Origin of the sequence: Enterococcus sp. OL5 (genome assembly GCF_006491895.1) — a bacterium.
Lineage (GTDB): Bacteria > Bacillota > Bacilli > Lactobacillales > Enterococcaceae > Enterococcus_D > Enterococcus_D innesii.
Genome location: NZ_VHIL01000004.1, coordinates 123,804 through 143,392, shown reverse-complemented (window position 1 = coordinate 143,392; position 19,589 = coordinate 123,804). Strand labels below are relative to the sequence as shown.

Sequence of the window (19,589 nt, the reverse complement as noted above, 5' to 3'; positions counted from 1 at the left end):
TCATACCTGAAAAAAAGGGTTTGTCCATCCGTCGCTGGTCCGAAAAAAGACCCTGTATGATCAATTTCCCTAAAGGAGAATGAACAACAGGGTCAACTAGATTTACCTAGCGATCAAACGATTAGCTTTTCTTTACTTCTGTGATTCTTACTTGCATATCTCCGCCTGGCGTTGAGATCGTCACTTCATCGTTGACTTTTTTCCCGATCAAAGCACGAGCGATTGGTGAATCATTGGAAATTTTACCAGAAAAGGGATCTGCTTCAGCACTACCGACGATCATGTACTCTTCTTCGTCACCATCAGGCAACTCCACAAAAATCACTGTTTTTCCGATGGAAACTTCATCAGAGTCGACACCCTCATTATCAATGATTTCTGCAAATCGAATCATATTTTCTAAAGTAGTGATTCGGCCTTCGACAAACGCTTGTTCATCTTTGGCAGACTCATACTCTGAGTTTTCGGATAAATCGCCAAAACTGCGGGCTACCTTGATACGTTCAATGATTTCACCGCGTTTTACCGTTTTCAATTCTTCTAATTCTTGTTCTAGCTTTTCTTTTCCTTCAAGTGTCATTGGGTAAACTTTTTCTACCATAGTTCTTTTCTCCTTTTAGTAACTTCTAATAAATCGCAAAAGGTAATCTTTTGCGATGAGTCCACAAAAGATTACCATGCTTTTTTTTAAATGTAAACTATAAACCTATGAAAATTTAATTTGAGGTATTGTTTACGTATTGTTCCACTAATTGCATATGCTGTTCATAGGTTTCTGCAAAGTAAACTTCTTGAGTATGAATATCAGCAACGAAATAATAGTAGTTGTTCGGTGTTGGATCTAAGACCGCTTGGATCGCTGCTTCACTTGGATTGTTGAATGGTCCAGGTCCGTAGCCAGTATGCACATAGAGGTTATAAGGAGAGTCAACTTGAGTGTCCTCATAAGTAACTAGCTCTTTGTGCTCGCCTAACGCATATAGAATCGAAATATCCGATTGCAGCGGCATATCAATTGCTAAGCGATTGAAGAATACCTGTGCGATATTTTTACGATCTTCTAGCTTACTACCTTCTTTTTCAACAAGTGATGCTAAAGTAAGAACTTCTTGGACGGTCATTTCTTTTTGAGCGATTTGATCGAAATATTTCGACATGACCGCATTTGATTTATCCACCATTTGAGTAACGACTTCTTCTAGGGTATTCCCTGTATAGTAGTCATACGTCGCTGGGAACAAGTATCCTTCTAGTCGGTAACGTACACCTTGTGCATCGCCGGCACTTGCTAAAAGATCAGGATAGGTTGCTTTCATTTTTTCAAAGAACTCGTCACTTTCCATCAAAGCTAAGAAATCATCTTTCGAGATATTCGTTGCTTCCGCTAGAGCATCACCGATTTGATCTACATCAAATCCTTCAGGAATGGTGACTTTGGCGTCAGAGGTGACCGATCCTTCGCCATTTTGTAGCATCTTCGCTATTTGATCCAATGTCATACTTGGCGCAAACTGATAATTTCCCGCTTGAAATCCAGTTAAATTATTGAATTTCGTATAATAGTTAAAGATCATACCACTCTTAATGATATTGTCTTCTTCCAATATTTCTCCAATTGCTTTGTTGGACGATCCACTAGGAATCTCAACAGCTACAGTTTCCGTGTCATCAGGATTCAAAGGCTGTAGCCCGGATGATACATAACGATACATTGAAAATCCTAAAACTCCACCGATAACGAGCAAAGCAAGAACTACGATCAAAACGATCCGATTGACAATTCGGTCTTCTTTTTTGCGTTGCTGCTTGCGCAATTGCGTTTCTCCACCTTCAGCTATGGGTAATTCTTCTACTGCTGCCCTACGACTTGCAGCAGTTTGCTTTGCTTTTTTATTTTTGGTCTTTCCACTTGCAGTTCGCGAACCCACCTCTTCTTGAGGCTGTTGAATAGGACGCTCGTTCAAACCTTGGTCTTCCTGGGTTTGATCTGATTGAGGTTGCTTTAAAGCTCCTAATACTTCGTCTTTAAAGGATTTATCCTCTGGATGTTGTTTACTCAAAACAACTCCTCCTAACTTTCGTAATACTGGCTTGTACCATTATACACGAAAGTTAGGAGGAGTGGAATAGAATTTATCATTGGTTAAGAATTACCTATCCAAAAAGATATTCCTAACTATTAGAATTATTTCCCTTCTATTTCAAGTATTAAGTTAACAACTTTTGATGAATCGTTTTCTGTTTCCCACTCATTGTAAGTATTGAAAAAACCATCTGTTTTTGCAATAGATTGCTTTTTATTATCCATTGAAAGACGACGATACAGCTCTTCTTCCTTATAAACAATATCTCCCGGTACTTTATTATAATCAAGATAAAAACCCCGTAGGAATTTTCATAATAAGCTAAATCGTATGGATAAAAAATCATGGGTCTTGCCAATATTGAGTAATCAAAGAAAACAGAGGAATAGTCGGTAATTAATGTATCACTTATTAGAAATAAATCGTTGATATCCTCATCAAGAGAAATAAAAACATTATTTTCATAACCTGAAATATCGATCGAATCCGCAACTAAGTAGTGAGGACGAATGACAAGAACATCATCTTTTCCAATACTTGCAGTAACTTTTTTAAGATCAAAAGGCATATGAAACTTGTATTTCCCTATAGAGATAAAATAATCATCTCTCCAAGTTGGTGCATACAAATAAACCTTTCCAGCTTCCTTTCCAAGAATTTGAAGTTTGAGCTGGCTTTTTAAAGAAATATCATTTTTATGACGCACTAACTTGTCATTCCTGGGATAGCCTATTTCCAGAAAAGAATTTTTAAAGTTAAAAGCACTTTGAAAAATCTTCTCAGAATATAAGTTAGGAGCAATTAAATAATCCCACCTATCAGCTTCTTTAACAAAATTTTCATGATATAAATCTGTTTCAGTACCTGGCATACGTACATCCTCTATATCTAAACCCAATTTTTTCAAAGGAGTCCCATGCCATGTTTGAATATAAATCGTTTTTTTATTTTTGCGCAACCAAATCGGCATCCTGGCATTAAACACCCAAAACTTTGCTCTTGTAACTTTTAGAAGCCATGTAATTGAGAACCTTTTGACAAACACAATGTCTGGAAATGTTTGTGTCGCTTTGCTGTACAGCTCTTTTTTTATTCCCCAATACAGCTTATAGTCTGATTCGCGTCTTTCTAATTCTTTAAAAATGTAATATGGATTATCAGAAGGAAGCTTGCCATTAAATGATTCAAAAATAATTGTTTTTTTACTTACTGGTAGCATTGAAAACAGTGAAAACAAGAGACGATAAAAAAAACTGATGAATTTTTTCATTCTACTACTTCCTTTTTGTCAATTACTCATTATTTTCTTTTCGTTCAAAAATTTCTTTAACAAGCCGTTCCGTTGAATGACCGTCTTCTAAATGACAAAATTCTTCGATAAAAGAATCGTAATTATATGAAAAACTATTCGAAACAACCTTTTTCAATTCGTTCACTAGTTGGTCAGTAGTTTCAACAATTGGACCAGGTGCTTTTAAGCGAAAGTCGAAATAGAATCCTCGAATTTCATCAGCGTACGTTTCTAAATCGTAGGCAAAGAAAATCATTGGTCTTCTTAAGTTTGCGTAATCAAAGAAGGTTGATGAATAATCAGTAATTAAACAATCAGAAATAATATATAATTCACTTATATCCTCATAATCAGAGACATCAATCATAAAGTTTTCATATCCACTTAGGTCTAGATTTTCAGAAATGAGATAATGGGCTCTGATCAAGATTACAATCTCTTGATCAAACTGTTTTCTTAGCAATTCAAGATCTAATTGAAGCTTGATGGAATACTCATCATACTTTGTATACTCATTATCTCTCCAAGTAGGTGTATATAAAATAACCTTACGATCATTCGGTATATTTAATGATTCTTTGATAGATTGCTGCATTTCAGCAGTAAAGTTATATAGCAAATCATTTCTTGGATATCCCGTTTCAAGTATTTGATTTTCCTGCATCGCAAAGGCCGACTTGAAGATTTCTGTAGAATAATGGTTTGGCGATACCAGATAATCCCATTTAGAGGTATCTTTAATTACTTCTTTACGATAAGTTTCTCTAGACTTACCACCCATCGTCACCGTTTCGATGTCCAATCCTAAGGTCTTTAAAGGCGTTCCATGCCATGTTTGTACAAAAAGTGTACCTTTTGGCTTTTCTAGCCATAAAGGAAGACGAGTGTTCGAAATCCATAGTTTTGCTCTAGCCATCTTAAATATACCACTATATGAAAATCGTTTAATATAAGGAATCTTATGTTTTTGAAAATAATCTATATTTTCTTTATTGACATTCCAATATAACTTATATTGAGGGTAGTGTTTTTTCACATATTCATAGATTGCTTTAGGACTATCCGAATACCTTCTAGCCAAAAAACTTTCAAATATAATAATATCTTTTTTGCTTAAACGCCCCACTTTATTAAAAATAATACGATACCAAGAATTAACTCTGAGTATTCTTTTTAATTCATTTCTCAGGAGTGGAACGGATTTTCCTTCTGGGGTAGGTTCAGTGAGAATGCGCTCTACTACTTTTTTTGTGGCTTCCCCTCCTCGTCCAAATTGGCAGAATTTGTTGTAGAAATTAATTTCTCTATCCTTGTATTCTTTACTTAAGTTTTCAATGTTTTCAATAGCTTCGACCAAAGTATCTGTGTCTTTAACAATTGGACCTGGCACCATTTCTTCAAAGTTCAAGTAAATGCCTCTTATATCATTAACGTATTCTTCTAGATCGAAAGCATAGAATAATATAGGTCTTCTTAAATGTCCAAAATCAAACATAAGAGAACTATAATCTGTGATCAGTATATCAGTTACAATGAATAAGTCTTCAATAGCAGGATAAAAACTCATATCAAAAACAAATTTATCATTGTAAGGTACATTCAAAGATCGAGCTACAAAATAATGAAACCTCGTTATCAAAACATATTCTTCAGATAAACTTTCTCTCATTTTTTCAATATCTAAATGTATATTGAAAGAATCTCTTGAACGAAAAGTTGGTGCATATAACAGGACTTTCTTATTCTTAGGTATCCCCAATCTTTCTTTGATTTCGTCTTTACTATCTCTTTGTTTGTAAAGAACATCATTTCTAGGGAAGCCTGTTTCTAACATTTGATTTTTATAGAGATAAGCCTGTTTAGAAATTCCAGACTGATAATCAGAACTGCTAATCAAATAATCCCAATTCGCTACACGAGCGAGAAACGCATTTTGCTTTTTCTTACTGCCATATTTAAACTGTGGCTCATCCAGCCCCATTGTTTTCAACATGGTTCCATGTAGCGTTTGAACATCGATTTGTTTTTTTCTCTTAGCAAAAATATTAGGCATATTGGTATTTTCAATAAAATATTTTGCCGTTGCTAAGTAATAAAAATACTTAAAAGTATTTTTCCTTATTTTTATTGCAGTCTCGTCTACTTGGATATTTGGATTATCAAATACCCAAACGAGTTTATATGAAGGATAATGTTCCTTCATATAATTATAGATGGCTTTCGGATTACAATTAAATGCTGTTGACCAATAACTATCAAAAACCATTGTTTTTTTAGATAGGGGTAGCAATCTCAAGAAAGGATATATAACTTTACGAGTAACTTTTCTTCTGAAAGGAGTGGCATCTATTTTTGCCCAAAGTAATTTTGCTGACATTACAGGAAAATTCAGTTGTGATAGATAGAACTTAACCTGGGAATCTCTCCCTATTCGGTGATCTTTCTCAAAAAAAGTTACTTCGTCCTCTGACTGTTTAAAGAGGGGGATAGTACTTATATAGTCTTTTTCACCTTTAATTAGAACATGAAAACTACTTTTTCCTAGTTCAAATATGAAGTCGCTATATTGATTTGTTAAAGGAATAGTAAAACTAGCCTCATACGAGTTCAGATAATTTCCATTGAAGTAATGTGCCTTACCATTCTTGTTACTTCTAATTTCTAAAACTGCATCTTTTAAATTGTTTTTGTTTGATTTCAAAGTAAGTAATAATTCTTGATTTGAACTTAAACTAACATTTTCAATATAAACAAGATTTTTTGTTACATATAATTTAGGCATCAAATTAAACTGATTACCAAAATCAAATCGTATTCTTCAGTATTTACAAACTTTTTCTGAATACTCGAATAAATGGAATATTTAATGTAAGTTTCGGTATCAAAAGCATAAAGATTTATTATCTTCTCATTCGTCTTTTCCAATATATCTTTTGACAAAACTAGTTGCTTATTCATTAAACTAAATTTTGCACATACATCCTTTGTCTCATCTTCTTCAAAGTATATTTGATATTTATGATTGGTTTCCTTTGTTTTCATTGCAAAAGCAACTTCATTTTGATCATTTGAAATAATATCAGTGATTAATACATTAGGCTCATGACTCTTTATATACAGCTCCCAATCATGATTGGCTTTGAATTCCAAAACATTCGTTTCATCGATAAAAATATAATTGGGCATTTTTACTTTCTGCGGTTGACCTAGAATTCCTTCAACAGCAATATCTTCGTAAAAATAATTGATTTTAAATTTCCAGCGACCTTCACCTAGTATATGCTGCGCCTCAGATAAAGACAGTTTCATTGAATAGCCAGAGTAATCATAATTATATACTCTCGACAGAGGATTAATAGAACTTTTCTTGACACCATACTTTCTTGTTACATGTTTTGATTTAAGTTTACACTCTAGTGGTATCGTTATGTCCCTTTGATTGGTGATATTTAAGATAGATATGGTAGCTTTTATATTTGAACTTTTTTTGCTATCAAGTTGAGAAATATACATATGGCCTTTAACAATAAGATGGTTTTCCTCATTTACTTCTATTGACTCCATCCGATTATTAAATGTAAATGCGGTTTTCTCTATTTTATAGGGTTTCCCACTATTGGAAGTCACAAATTTGTACTCTTGGTATAATTTACCGTTCTCTTTTTTTGGTTTTTCTTTTCTAAATGTGATGGCTCGATAATTAGATATTTTTGCTAAACTTTCTAATTCATTGTCCATAAGTAAAGAATACTTTAATTTCTTTGAACTAACTAGTAAGTTTATAATGTTTGGATCAAATTTGTTTACTAAATTAAGAATAATAGTTCTTACTTCTTTTCTATAATTTTGATCATAACTGTTCATGGCATTAATATAAAGCATCAAATCTAGATCTAGCACTTTAAATTCTAAATTTCTTTTAATTCTCTGTTTCTTTTTTTCGTCAGTAACATACTTATCAATAGCATCAAAGCACATTTCAATAGATTTAATTCGGTCTAAAAAATTCTTCATATCAGATCTTTGCTGAGTTATGGAAGTATTTTCTCCTTCCCTTCTTCTCCAAACATATACACAATCTTCTATAATATCAACACTTTTAGCTAACAAGTGACAAGATAATTCTAAAGGCATATCTTCATATAACATTGATTTTGGAAAACTTAAGTGATTCTCTAAGAGCAAGCTTTTTCTGTATAATTTATTCCATGATGTTGTATCGTAGATTAATTCCGGATTGTTAAAAATATTTGTCTTCCGAACAGTATCTTTTACAGCTTTCTTATGTAAAAATGAACGTGTCACCTTCGATCCATTTGTTCGGTTCACTCCACCAGATACCATATCAGATCCTGTTTCAGCAAGCATGCTATACATCAAAGCATATGCATTTTCTGGTACTATGTCATCTCCATCTACGAAAGCGATAAATTCGCCTTCTGCTATGTCCATCCCATTATTTCTAACCATACTAAGGCCTTGATTTGTTTGATGAACAACTTTAAAATTTTCGTATTTATTACTGTAACGGTCCATAATTTCTCCAGTCTTATCTGGAGAACCATCATCAATCATAATGACTTCTAGTTCCTTCAAAGTTTGACTCGATAGAGAATCTAAACATTCTTCTATATATTCTTCAACGTTGTACCCAGCAACGATTGCTGAAACTTTATACTTACTCACAATGTATCCTCTTTTCTAAAACGTAATAATTTCTTTATTTAAAACGAGAGTCAATCTTACTTCTTACATCTAAAGGTATTAGCCACAAAAACACTTTTTCAATCACTTTATTTAGACACATAATTCTTATTAGCTCAATTATTAAACAACATGTATAGACTAAAAAGCTAAAAAATAATCCCGCAATGATCGTTTCTGATAAACTATGATATTGCTGATTATTAATGGCTTTCCAAAGTAAACTTCTTATAATCGGGTTATCATGAATCAAATAAATACCTAAAGTTGCTTTCGAAGCAACATTTATAGTTGAATTATATCCTAAATCCCATCCTTTAAAGAACAAAAAACAGACCAAAGAAAACAGTAAGGTCAATAAACTATTGGTTCTCGTTAAAAATAATGTGTTAATACTTAAGTCTTTTGTGACATTAGGGTATAGTGAAATGACATAGACTGATAGTATTATGCCCAAAAAAAGAAAAACCATACAAATTCCTAGTTTACCCTGACTCCAATTAGGACAAATATTATATTTTTTTAAGTATATAGTCACACAATACAGAAATGCAAATATGTCAATGTTTGAATATTCTGAAGCTGAGCTAAAAAAGGACGGAAAAACAAATAAAAAAACCAGTCCAATCACAAGTAAAGTTTCAAAATTTTTTCTAGATAAATTTTTTACTAGTAAATTCAAAAAGGGAATTATAAGCAACAGAAAAATATAGTCAGTAACAAACCAGTAGTTGAGTGGGACAAAAAAAATACTTCTAATAATTTGCATAGTTGTAATCTGATTTCTAAAAAAAACAATTCCTAAGAATAAAATTAAGAAGGAATAGAAAAAAGTTGAACTAATAATATTTATTATTCTAGAACAGTCGAAGCTTTTATCTACCAAAAAAAAAGAGCCAATTAGAACGAATAGAAATACACCGCTCTTTCCAAATGAGGTGAGCATCCCTACACCAACTGACTGAAGGGAAGTTCCAGTCTCATCAACTAGCCCGTGTACCCCATAGTGATGTAACACTATTAAAAACATTGAAACCAGCCGTAATAATTCAAAGTTTGATAATCTATTAATTTTTTGAGACACTTTTTTTCTCTCCTTTTGTCCATGCCCACCACAAGCTTTTGGAGAGAAACAATGGTAATTGTAATATTCTATAGATACGTTTAGGATTATAGAACGATCTATACAACCATTCTAAATTTAATTTTATGAATAAGTCTGGTGCTCTTTTAACATGTCCACTAATTACATCTATGCTTCCACCAACATCTTGATATACAGTTGGATTTAAAGACGCTATATTCTCAGCTAGCCATAGTTCTTGCTTTGGAAAACCCATTCCTACAAATAAGATATCGCAATTCTGCTTGTTGATTTTTTCAATAAGTTCCTTGTTAGTTAATTCAGTAAAACCATCAACAGCTCCACAGATCTCAACATTTGGATAATCAAGCTCTATTCGTTTTACAGCATCTGAAAGTACTGTCTTTTCAGCCCCATAAATAAAGATTTTTTTAGAATAATCATTGGCAAACTGAAGAAGTTGTATCATTAAATCATAGCCAGCTACACGCCTTCGTATTTTCCCCTTAGTTAATTTCGAAACCAAAACTATACCTATTCCATCCGGAATACGATGAGTGCTTTTCTCAATATAGTTCAATATCATTGGATACTTCTGCGCTCCTAAAATAATTTGAGGATTTACGCTTGTGATAGTCATTTTTTGCTTTTTCATTAAATAGTCAGGTAGTTGAGTGACTATATCTTGACAAGATATATTATCAACTGGAATATTTAATATTTTTTCAGTTTCCATGTTGAGCTTCAATCCAATCCTTTAATAGTTTTACGGAATTTCCTTTAGCATGTTCATTCCATAGGGAATTTATTTTTGTAGAAGAACTTTTAAATGTAGCTGTTTTTATCAGGTTAATTAATTCTTCTTGACTATATACGACATCCTCTTTTGCCCATTCCAGAAAATCTGCTTGAATTCCTACTTTTTTGTTATATGTGTCAAAATCATAACAATAATAAATGACTTTACCATTAGGATTGGCTAGTGTGTACTCAAATGGAACAGAAGAATAGTCAGTTACAAGGCAATCAGTTATAAATAATAATTCGCTCAATTTCCAAGTAGAAAACATTATTTGTCCACTATAATTAGCAAATTTTTCGTTAAACTTAGTGTCGTGTGGATGTAGATGGACAAAAATTAACCACTCATCATCTAGTTCTTTTAATATTTCATCCAAATTAAACTCAAAACTTGCCTTATCTTCTCGATAGGTAGGAACATACAATAATAGCCTTTTATTTTTTTTAATCTGTTTTCCTAATATTTTTTGTTTTTTCTCTTAAACATTTATCAAAATAAATATCGGTTTTTGGGTAGCCAAAAAAAAGAGACGTAAACTCAATATTGAAACTCTTCGAGAAAATGGTTGCCATTTTTTCAGAACTCAGCACAAAATGAGTAAACTTATTATAAACAGACTGGTATCGAGTTTTATTAATAGATAATGTTTTTTTTGCATACTCTGCTTCTAATCCAAATTTTTTAATTGCACCATTGGCATGCCATAACTGTACGATTTTTGTTTGCTCAGAAAAGGAGATACTTCCCAGAAACGCAAAATAATTATCACATAAAATTAGTTTAGAATTTTTTATATGCGCTGGGATGTTCTTTTTAAAAAAGGAGAGAGAATTTAAGCGCACCAATGAACAATTCTTATTTTCAAAGCGAGAAATCTTTTTTTTAGTTGCTTTAGTATAAATAATGACGATCTCATTTGGAAACGCCTCTATCAATTTATCTAATACATAATCACTTGTTTCAGTAAAACTATATAAGTAATAAATACGTAGATCATGATTCACCTTTATCTTTGAAAGGAACGAAATAATTAATAAATAAAGAGACTTTAAAATAAACTTCAAATATTCGATTCTACCCAGCTCCTTTTCAAACTAGTACTCATTTTACATTATTCGTGGTAAAAAGAAAATATTTTTAACAAAACAGTCATATAGATGTTATATGTTTAGCACAAAGCATGCTTAATATGCATTAATTCGAGATTATTATAACTATCCAACAAAAATATATTAATAGCTGGGAATTACACCATACCTTCTGTATAATATATTAAAAAAGGTAGGTTCTTTAACAATGTTGACACGTTCAAATATAAAAGTTTTTTATCCTTATGGGTTAATAGCCTTACTTTCGCTATTTTTATTAACACCTCAACTTTTCCAACGCTCTCTGATTTTCTCTGCTGATTGGTTATTTCACATGAACAGATTTTATGAAACTGCCATGCAAATAGAACATGGAACTTTTAATTATTTTCAATCAATCTACTCCTTTAACCAGTCTGGCAGAGTCATAAATGCAATGTATGGAGCTGATTTTGCTTATTTTAGTGGATTGATTCTTTTACTTACAAAAAATTGGTATAGATTTGAGTTAGTAATGAACTTTTTATGTCTATTTTTTGCTGGATTAAACATGTACAAATTGTCTCAGTACACAGGATTAAAAAATAAAATAGCCCTTATTTGTGCTATCTTTTATATGGGTTCACCGTCTGTCATTTATTGGATAACACATCAAGGTTTCTCTGGTATAGGTTATTGTCTACTTCCTCTCGCACTTATTCCTGCAGTAAGGATGGTAAAAAATAGAGCCAACCCAATTAATCCCGTTTTTTTAGGGTTAGTTATGGCTTTACTTATTTCTGTTCATCTATTCACCGCAGCATTAGCAACGATTTTATTAGCTCCTTTTTTTATTTACTGTTTTTATTATTCAGTCAACAAAAAAAGAGTTATCTTACAAGCTTTTTCGGCTGTATTAATTGCGATAGGACTAAGTGCAAATACGTTTTTTGCATACATTGATTTAATGGGAAATAATCTTGCATACCCTTTTATACCCAAAGAACTTTATTCAACAACTGCATATCTATCTACGAACTCAATGAATTTTAGAAATTTTGGTTTAATATTATCAACTCTTTTTATATTTCAAATAGTATATATGTTCAGTTACTGGAAGAGTCTTTCAATTATTGAACGATTCTTAAATGTTGTTGGTAGCATGTTCTTACTATTTTCTTCCAGTTATTTTCCTTGGAATCATTTAACCGAGCTTTTCCCAGCCTTACTTAGAATTCAATTTTTAAGAAGATTTATGGGAGTTCCCAGTTTGTTATTGATTCTTGCATTTGGCCTTTCTTTGAAAAGAATACTATTAGAATTTAAATCTAAATCTGCACAAAAAAATATATTGATATTATTGACAACCTTCGCACTTCTGAATTTAACAAATGGAACAAAAATGATAGATAACCAAGCCAAACTATGGAATTCCAATGATCCACTCTCTGCTGACACAAATGTTGCTGAACAATTAGTGCAAGATCCACATCAAATTAGAAAACTACTAACTAATTCTGATAACCTTTCTGATGCCTTTAAGGTTAGTCAAAAGCCGACGCCCGACTATTTACCCGTTGGCCCTAATCTCAAATCGGGATACGCCACATATTCAAAGGAAATTCTTAATACTCCTATTGATGTAACTCATAGAATCACTGAAAATGCTACCCTCGAGTTAGCGTGGAATGGGAATGACTATAAAGAAAAAGAACTTACTTTGCCTGTGATAATCTATAAAAATAGTGAGGTTAAACTAAATGGGAAGATTCTAAGTAAAAATGAATATACAACCTCAGATATTGGCAGTCTTATCATTAAAAATCCTCAACAAAAAAATAAAGTAGAAGTAAGTTATCGTCCAGGCAAACTTTTCTATGTTTCATGGTATATCAAAATATTTACTATTTTGGTCTTATTAATTCATATGATAATGAAAAAGATAAGAAAGAAATGAGTCTCTTTTCACTCAATTATGAAGCGACCCCCCAAAAGTAGATCAAAAAATCTAACTTTTGGGGGTCGTTATTTGTATGGCAAAATATCCTTTTGAATTAAAACTAAAAATCGTTAAAGAATATCTTAGTGGCGTGGGCGGCTATCGGCATCTTGCCAATAAATACGATATTTCAAGCAAGTCTCAAGTAAGTAATTGGGTGAATACCTATCGTGAATACGGAGAGGATGGTCTATTGAGAAAGCATCAAAATCAGAAATATTCTGTTCAATTTAAGTTAAATACGCTAGAGTTATATCAAACAAGTGAGATGTCCTATCGAGAAGTTGCCAGCACTTTAGAAATGAACAACCCTGCTCTTATTGCCAATTGGATGCGTAATTTCAGAGAAGCAGGTATTGAGGGGCTCTCAAAAGAGAAAGGGCGACCACTTACTTTGACTAGAAAAAAAGAAAACAAAAAAGAAAATACAACAACTGAAGAACGCGATCATATCAAGGCATTAGAAAAGCAAGTCCGATCCCTTCAAATTGAGAATGCCTTTTTAAAAGAGTTGAGGATGCTGCGAAAACAGGAAGCCCAGCAAAGACGCAAGAATCAATCGCACGAATCATCGCCAGCCTCCGAGGATCATTCAAACTAGATGAGCTTTTTGAAACATTGAAATTTCCTAAAGCAACCTATATATATTGGCAGAAACGGTTTGACAGACCAAACCCAGACCAAGAAATTGAAGAAAAAATGCTTGAAATTCGCAAAGAGCATAAAGACTATGGCTGTCTGCGACTAAAAAAAGAATTAGGAAATCAAGGGATTCATATCAATAAAAAGAAGATTCAACGTCTGATAAAAAAACTAGGTGTCGAGGGAAAGTCTTACACTCGAAAATCTCGACGGTACAATTCTTATCGTGGGAAGGTTGGCACTGTCGCCAAAAATCGTATTCATCGTCGGTTTTATGCAAATATCTGTCACCAAAAAATTACAACTGATACCACAGGTGTCGTTCGTCAGAAAAGCTGTATTTAGCTCCTTTCGTGGATCTCTAAAATAGTGAAATTCAATCTTATCGGATTTCTGAAAAACCAAACGCACTAGCCATAATGGCAGAATTAGAAGAAGCAATCCAGATAACAAATGATTGCCCATTTCGTAGAACCTTCCATTCAGATCAAGGATGGGCCTATCAAATGAATGCTTATAAGAATAAATTGAAGCAGCATAAAATCTTCCAGAGTATGTCTCGTAAAGGGAATTGTTTAGATAACTCACCTATGGAAAACTTCTTTGGTTTATTAAAGCACGAGATTTTTCACGGAGAAGTCTATTGGAGTTTAGATGAATTGAAAACAAAAATTGACCAATATATCTATTATTACAACCATAAACGCATCAAAAAGAAATTAAATTGGCGAAGTCCGGTTCAGTTTCGAGAAGCTGTAAAAACAGCTATCTAACAGTTATTTTTATCGTACAAAAAAGGAGTGGATTTCTCCACTCCATAAAAGTCTAATTTTTTGGGGTCACTACATAAGGCAATCCTTTTTTCTTAGTATTAAAATTGTAAACCCAATGCATTTAAAAAGATAACCAATCACCAAAGTTCTTTTTTAAGGGACCTTAGTTGATCGATTATTTTTTATATATTTTTTGGTAATTTTACTGATCTATTTATTTGTTTGGTTTAGTAAAAAGACTTTATCCATGCAAGGAAAACCCATGTCCATCCCAGAAAACTAATTACAAGTGAAGGTAAGAAGAACCATGGTTCTTTATAAGAAACAATCAGATTATTCTCCCCTTCTTCTTCTTTTAAAGCGACTCCACCTATCATACTTGTATTAATATCCGAATCTGACAATCGTTTACCATTTAAAATAAATACTGAGGGCTTATATTTTATTACTGGCAAAGTAACCCAATTGTTTGTTTTTCCTTGCCAAGTTATTTGAAGTTTCTTATTTTTAACCTCTTTGTGGTACTTACTATTTTGCAAGATTACCTCATCGCCATAAGCATTATACTTACTACCAGTTCCATCGCCATAAACAGGCAAATAATCTGGTGTTGATTTCTGATATATGTCGAGTAATTTCTTTTTCTCTCTATAAAAAACACTTTTCTTCACATCGTTTTTATCTTGTATTAATAAGTAAGTATGAGCTCTACCACTTATCGGAGCCTCATTTATCCTCCAGTTAATCATATGTTCAGTATTTTCATAAATCGTTTGAATAAAGCTCATTCCTAATAATAAAACTAAAAAAATTGGTTTTGCAATCCTTCGATCTGGTATAGTTTCTATTAAAAGAGCAAAACTTATGATCAGCAATATACTGCCAGGTACGAAGAATCTAAAGGGGAACTGTATTAATCCCAGCATAGGATTATTAAGATGAGATAAAAATTTCCAAGGTAAAAAATTTGTAGACAAAAGAACGAATATGATTGTATTGATTGTAAACAGTATTAGCAACGGTGATAGCTTATTTCTTTTTATTATTACTCCACTAATATAAATAGCTAATAATAAAGGCAAAATAAGTGGTGTACTAAACCAATAAGAACTCCCCGCAGTTATAGTATTGTTTTCCATATTCTGATTAACAAATGGCGGTACTAATTTATTTGAAGAATAAATATAGATCATATTCAACCATACGTTGGTCGTTAGTATAAGAAACAACAAAACTGATTTAGTCAAACTGATTAATAAACACTTTTTATTTTTAGATTTAATAAATACATATAGGAAAAACGTAAAATAAATAAAAATCAAAAACAATGTTGATAGAATATGAATTTGAAACATAACAGCTATTGAAACAGCAACTCCAAAAACACAATACTTATTTTTATTTATCTGGTTAATTAATGGTATTAAACACAATGGGAAAACAGCTGCTGCCCATGCTGACATTCCTTGCTCATTTGTCCAATATTGTATAGCATAGGTAGTCATGAAAAAGAGGCCAAAACCAAAACAAAACCAGGTGTTTGCAATCATTTTTTCAGCAAAATGAACATTGATACTCCCGAGACTACGTACAGTACAAAATTCGAAATTATTTGGTACTGGAACCAAGACTTAGATACTAAAACTAGTAAACCTTGAAGGTATGCAAAAGCAGGACCATATAAGCTATTTACAATACGTCCAGACTGTTGGAAGCCATATATTGAGATAAAATATTGAAGATTGTTATTCTTTATTTGCTCACTGGCATCATAAAAGCGGTTGTAATGAAATAGCATGTCCGAACCTATTATAAATCCCTTTAAATAGTACTGTGGGAAAACTAATAATGCACTTGCTATAATTATTAGTGCTACTTGAGTCAAAGTTCTTTTATTAATAAATATAATAAATCCCTCCTAAACATTCTATTTTAATAACAATAGAATGTTTTTTAACTTAAACCTCCAAAAGAAAACTAGTGCTATTGTATAAAGCACTAGTTTATAATTTCAAATTTTCCCTACGGATAAATCCGATTCAACAACCGTGGAAACGGAATGGATTCTCTTACGTGCTCGATTCCTGATAACCAGGTAACGGTCCGTTCTAATCCAAGACCAAAGCCGGTGTGAGGGACTGAACCGTACTTGCGTAGGTCTAAATACCATGAGTACTCGTTTTCGTCCAAGCCGTGGGCGCGGATTTGTTCTAGCAGGTATTCATGATCGATGGCACGTTCAGAACCGCCTATGATCTCGCCATAGCCTTCTGGTGCAATCATATCGGCACAGATCACGACATCTTCTCTCGTTGGATGTGGCTTCATATAGAAAGGTTTGATGGCTTTTGGATAGTTTAAGATAAAGACGGGCTGATCGAATGAATTGGCAATAAAGGTCTCATGTGGTGAGCCAAAGTCATCGCCCCATTGAATATCATCAAAGCCGTGCTTTTGTAATAATTCCACTGCATCATCGTAAGAGATTCGTGGGAATGGTAATTTGGTGTATTTTTTCAAGACTTCACGGTCACGGCCTAAGACGTCAAGTGCATAGTCACAGTTATCGAGCACATTTTGCACTAAGAATGCCACGTACTGCTCTTGGACTTCCAAACTTTCTTCTTGATGCATAAAGGCCATTTCTGGTTCAATCATCCAAAATTCAATCAAGTGACGACGTGTCTTAGATTTTTCAGCACGGAAGGTTGGTCCAAAAGAAAAGACTTTGCCAAACGCCATAGCAGCAGCTTCCATGTACAATTGACCAGACTGAGACAAATATGCTTTTTGATCGAAATAGTTGGTTTCGAATAAATCAGTCGTTCCTTCTGGTGCTGATCCGGTTAGGATTGGTGGATCGATTTTGATGAAGCCATTTTTGTTGAAGAATTCATACGTTGCCCGGATGATTTCGTTTCGGATTTGCATGATGGCATGTTGTTTTGAAGAACGCAACCATAAGTGACGATGGTCCATCAAGAAATCTGTTCCGTGTTCTTTTGGTGTAATTGGGTAATCGTGGCTTTCACCGACAACTTCTAAACCAGAAATGCCAATTTCATAGCCAAATTTTGAGCGGCTGTCTTCTCTGATTTCCCCAGTGACCAGTACGGCAGTTTCCTGATTTAGATTTTTCGCTAATTGGAATACTTCTTCCCCTACTTCACTTTTTACAACGATTCCTTGGAAATACGCTGTTCCGTCGCGAAGTTGTAAGAAGGCGATCTTCCCACTAGAGCGTTTGTTAGCAACCCATGCTCCGATTTGAACGGTTTCGCCAACGTGTTTTTTTGCATCTAAAATTTGAATAGATTCCACTTGATTCTCTCCTATCTAATTAATAAAGGCACCATAGAGCATTTTAAGCTTTTTGGCGTTTCTTTTCAACAAAATCATGGATTCGTTTGGTAGCTTCCGCTAACGTGTCCCAATCAGTTGCATAGCTGATCCGTAAATAATCCGGTGTGCCAAAACCAGCACCAGTCACTACTGCCACGTGGGCTTCCATTAGTAAAGCTTCTACGAAGGCATCAATGGTTTGATAACCGCACATTGTCATGGCTTCTTTGACATTTGGGAACAAGTAAAACGCGCCTTGGGGTTTCGTCACTTTAAAACCAGGAATAGCGGCAATTAACGGATATAGTTTATTCAAGCGTTCTTCAAAGGCCTGACGCATCACTTCGATCGATTCTTGATTACCAGTCAGTGCCTCAACTGCTGCGTATTGGCTAGCAGCCGGCGGGTTGCTGGTAGCTTGGGAAGCGATATCGACCATCGCTTTGATGATTTTTGCATCGCCGACAGCAAATCCGATCCGCCACCCAGTCATAGAATAGGTTTTAGAAACGCCGTTGATCACGATGGTTTGCTTGCGGATCTCTTCTGATAGGCTAGCGATCGATGTAAAGGTATTGCCGTTATAAACCAAACGACCATAGATATCATCGGCAATGATCCAAATATTATTTTCCACTGCCCAGTTGCCGATTGCCGTTAACTCTTCTTTTGAGTAAATCGTCCCTGTTGGGTTGGCAGGCGAGTTTAAAATGATGGCTTTCGTTTTCTCTGTACAAGCAGCTTCTAATTGAGCAACAGAAACTTTAAAATCAGCTGCTTGTTTGGCTTCAACAAACACAGGTGTCCCTTGCGCTAAACGGACTTGTTCCGCATAGCTGACCCAGTAAGGTACTGGAATGAGTACTTCATCCTCTTCATCAAGGAGTGCTTGAAACAGCGTATAAAGGGCAAATTTTGCGCCATCTGTCACGATCACTTGGTTTGAATCATAGTCAGCACCATAAAACTCTTTCATATAAGCAAGAATCGCCTGTTTTAGCTCTGGAATCCCAGCAGTTGCTGTGTAAAAACTAGCTTTGCCACTCTCAATCGCTGCAATCGCTGCTTGGCGAATGTTCTTCGGGGTAATAAAGTCGGGCTCACCGACGGTTAGACTTAATACGTCTACACCTTGGTCTGCTAATGCTTTTGCCTTAGCAGATGCCGCTAACGTAGCGGAGGGTTCTAATTTTTCTGCTCTTTTTGAAAGTACCATGTTTATCATCCTTCCTACGATCCAAATTTCTGTCTATCATAAGCGGCTTTCTATAGTTCAGTGACCGCTTTGATTTCTTCTCCATCTTTGAAACCAATCAAATAATAGTTCAAGCGACCTTGGTCGTCTTTAGTCATGACTTCCCAAGCGGGCTCGCCTTTAAAAATACCCAATGCTGCTTTTTGGATTTGCTGCCCTTGATGGTTGTCGCGAACGAAGGCCTTGGCCTGTGCTTCCGTCAATCCATCCCCTTGATCATAAACGGAAACCTTTTCGCCGCTTTTAGGAATGATCACGACGATCTCATTGTTATTCGTATCTTTTCCAACAATGCTAAAAGATGTCTCCTCACGGGTGAACCAATAAAATTGTTCGACCTCTGCTAAATCAGTGTATCTTTCTGCTATTTCGATCGCTTCGTTTCTTGCTTGTCGCATTGGACGAGAAGAACGGAGATAGAAAATAGAAGCGAAGAGAATAACGACCAGTAAAACCGTGATCGCACTCAGCAAAATAATTACTCGCCGATGTTCTTTGTCTTTTGTTTTCACACTTCGTACTCCAATCTTAAATAAAACTCATTAT

14 protein-coding genes and 2 pseudogenes are annotated in these 19,589 nt (G+C 34.1%); 2 read left to right on the top strand and 14 right to left on the bottom strand.

Features of this window, described 5'->3' with window-relative positions; all coding sequences use genetic code 11:
• Positions 1-121 precede the first annotated feature (121 nt).
• From greA to FJU10_RS06500, 10 genes and pseudogenes are all read right to left on the bottom strand, one after another.
• Positions 122-601, bottom strand: a complete 480-nt coding sequence (gene greA / locus FJU10_RS06540; protein ID WP_005229556.1) for a transcription elongation factor GreA — start codon at positions 599-601, stop codon at positions 122-124.
• A gap of 115 nt (positions 602-716) precedes the next feature.
• Positions 717-2,060, bottom strand: a complete 1,344-nt coding sequence (gene mltG, locus FJU10_RS06535; RefSeq protein ID WP_140965427.1) for an endolytic transglycosylase MltG — start codon at positions 2,058-2,060, stop codon at positions 717-719.
• A 125-nt stretch (positions 2,061-2,185) separates the two neighbouring features.
• Positions 2,186-2,326 (bottom strand): hypothetical protein, encoded by a 141-nt coding sequence (locus tag FJU10_RS19670; protein ID WP_262984555.1) that lies wholly within the window; start codon positions 2,324-2,326, stop codon positions 2,186-2,188.
• A gap of 122 nt (positions 2,327-2,448) precedes the next feature.
• Positions 2,449-3,303, bottom strand: a pseudogene (locus FJU10_RS06530) (CDP-glycerol glycerophosphotransferase family protein); the annotation flags it as partial.
• A 73-nt stretch (positions 3,304-3,376) separates the two neighbouring features.
• On the bottom strand, positions 3,377-6,157 hold the full coding sequence (locus FJU10_RS06525) for a CDP-glycerol glycerophosphotransferase family protein (protein ID WP_140965426.1): 2,781 nt from the start codon (positions 6,155-6,157) through the stop codon (positions 3,377-3,379).
• Positions 6,157-8,061, bottom strand: a complete 1,905-nt coding sequence (locus FJU10_RS06520) for a glycosyltransferase family 2 protein (protein ID WP_189372252.1) — start codon at positions 8,059-8,061, stop codon at positions 6,157-6,159. The genes FJU10_RS06525 and FJU10_RS06520 overlap by 1 nt, the downstream gene beginning before the upstream one ends.
• A gap of 34 nt (positions 8,062-8,095) precedes the next feature.
• Positions 8,096-9,163, bottom strand: a complete 1,068-nt coding sequence (locus tag FJU10_RS06515) for an acyltransferase (RefSeq protein ID WP_140965424.1) — start codon at positions 9,161-9,163, stop codon at positions 8,096-8,098.
• Positions 9,147-9,899 carry a WecB/TagA/CpsF family glycosyltransferase gene (locus FJU10_RS06510; protein ID WP_140965423.1) on the bottom strand — a complete coding sequence of 251 codons (753 nt, stop codon included), beginning with the start codon at positions 9,897-9,899 and terminating at the stop codon, positions 9,147-9,149. The genes FJU10_RS06515 and FJU10_RS06510 overlap by 17 nt, the downstream gene beginning before the upstream one ends.
• Positions 9,889-10,389: a CDP-glycerol glycerophosphotransferase family protein gene (locus FJU10_RS06505; protein WP_189372250.1), complete on the bottom strand. Its 501-nt coding sequence runs from the start codon at positions 10,387-10,389 to the stop codon at positions 9,889-9,891. Before FJU10_RS06505 ends, FJU10_RS06510 begins: the two co-directional genes overlap by 11 nt.
• 19 nt (positions 10,390-10,408) lie before the next feature.
• Complete coding sequence (locus FJU10_RS06500) at positions 10,409-10,969, bottom strand: CDP-glycerol glycerophosphotransferase family protein (protein WP_140965421.1); 561 nt, start codon at positions 10,967-10,969, stop codon at positions 10,409-10,411.
• Positions 10,970-11,261: 292 nt separating this feature from the next.
• On the opposite strand from FJU10_RS06500, the gene FJU10_RS06495 reads away from it, so the two are divergent.
• Positions 11,262-12,989 (top strand): hypothetical protein, encoded by a 1,728-nt coding sequence (locus FJU10_RS06495; protein ID WP_140965420.1) that lies wholly within the window; start codon positions 11,262-11,264, stop codon positions 12,987-12,989.
• A gap of 76 nt (positions 12,990-13,065) precedes the next feature.
• Positions 13,066-14,446 (top strand): annotated as a pseudogene (locus FJU10_RS06490) (IS3 family transposase).
• A 227-nt stretch (positions 14,447-14,673) separates the two neighbouring features.
• Here FJU10_RS06490 and FJU10_RS06485 read toward each other — a convergent pair.
• From FJU10_RS06485 to FJU10_RS06470, 4 genes are all read right to left on the bottom strand, one after another.
• On the bottom strand, positions 14,674-15,909 hold the full coding sequence (locus tag FJU10_RS06485; RefSeq protein WP_189372248.1) for a hypothetical protein: 1,236 nt from the start codon (positions 15,907-15,909) through the stop codon (positions 14,674-14,676).
• A gap of 559 nt (positions 15,910-16,468) precedes the next feature.
• The gene (gene asnS, locus FJU10_RS06480; RefSeq protein WP_140965418.1) at positions 16,469-17,767 is read right to left on the bottom strand and encodes an asparagine--tRNA ligase; all 1,299 of its coding nucleotides are present in this window, start codon (positions 17,765-17,767) and stop codon (positions 16,469-16,471) included.
• Positions 17,768-17,810: 43 nt separating this feature from the next.
• Positions 17,811-19,004: a pyridoxal phosphate-dependent aminotransferase gene (locus FJU10_RS06475; protein ID WP_140965417.1), complete on the bottom strand. Its 1,194-nt coding sequence runs from the start codon at positions 19,002-19,004 to the stop codon at positions 17,811-17,813.
• Between the two features lie 50 nt (positions 19,005-19,054).
• Positions 19,055-19,555, bottom strand: coding sequence for a DUF5590 domain-containing protein (locus tag FJU10_RS06470; RefSeq protein ID WP_140965416.1), 501 nt, complete (start codon positions 19,553-19,555; stop codon positions 19,055-19,057).
• Positions 19,556-19,589 lie beyond the last annotated feature (34 nt).

What these genes read in the sequence shown, in the direction of transcription:
- greA (WP_005229556.1), bottom strand. Translation starts at nt 601, where the DNA reads ATGGTAGAAAAAGTTTACCCAATGACACTTGAAGGAAAAGAAAAGCTA.
- FJU10_RS06525 (WP_140965426.1), bottom strand. Translation starts at nt 6,157, where the DNA reads ATGCCTAAATTATATGTAACAAAAAATCTTGTTTATATTGAAAATGTT.
- FJU10_RS06510 (WP_140965423.1), bottom strand. Translation starts at nt 9,899, where the DNA reads ATGGAAACTGAAAAAATATTAAATATTCCAGTTGATAATATATCTTGT.
- FJU10_RS06495 (WP_140965420.1), top strand. Translation starts at nt 11,262, where the DNA reads ATGTTGACACGTTCAAATATAAAAGTTTTTTATCCTTATGGGTTAATA.
- FJU10_RS06485 (WP_189372248.1), bottom strand. Translation starts at nt 15,909, where the DNA reads ATGTCAGCATGGGCAGCAGCTGTTTTCCCATTGTGTTTAATACCATTA.
- FJU10_RS06475 (WP_140965417.1), bottom strand. Translation starts at nt 19,004, where the DNA reads ATGGTACTTTCAAAAAGAGCAGAAAAATTAGAACCCTCCGCTACGTTA.